This is a genomic window from Chryseobacterium sp. SIMBA_028, assembly GCF_046535285.1.
Classification (GTDB): Bacteria; Bacteroidota; Bacteroidia; order Flavobacteriales; family Weeksellaceae; genus Chryseobacterium.
The window spans coordinates 1-247 of the sequence record NZ_JAWRWZ010000672.1 but is presented as its reverse complement, the minus strand read 5'-3'; the positions used below and the strand labels follow the sequence as shown (position 1 = coordinate 247).

The 247-nt window shown below is 59.5% G+C and carries 1 protein-coding gene; it reads left to right on the top strand.

Annotation, left to right across the window (positions count from 1 at the left end):
* Positions 1 to 18 precede the first annotated feature (18 nt).
* Positions 19 to 247: DNA methyltransferase (locus SCA31_RS24925; RefSeq protein WP_410699631.1), on the top strand; the 229-nt coding region annotated here is incomplete at its 3' end.

The following is a 247-nucleotide window of genomic DNA, read 5'->3' as shown; positions in this document are numbered from 1 at the left end:
CGACCAGGCGGATTCTCGATGCCAACAGCGGGGCGGATACCGCGTAACGTCATTTCGCGAGGAACGCGATGCACCGATACGCTCCAGTATCGGCGGGACGCTCAGCGGCTTGGGCTACCGGTTCACGGCGCAATGATGCCGATATCGATACCGGACTTCCTGATTCGCTTCTTGACCGAACCAGATGACCTTGTGGTCGACCCTTTTGGCGGCACGATCAAGACTGGCAAAGCGGCCGAACATCTCG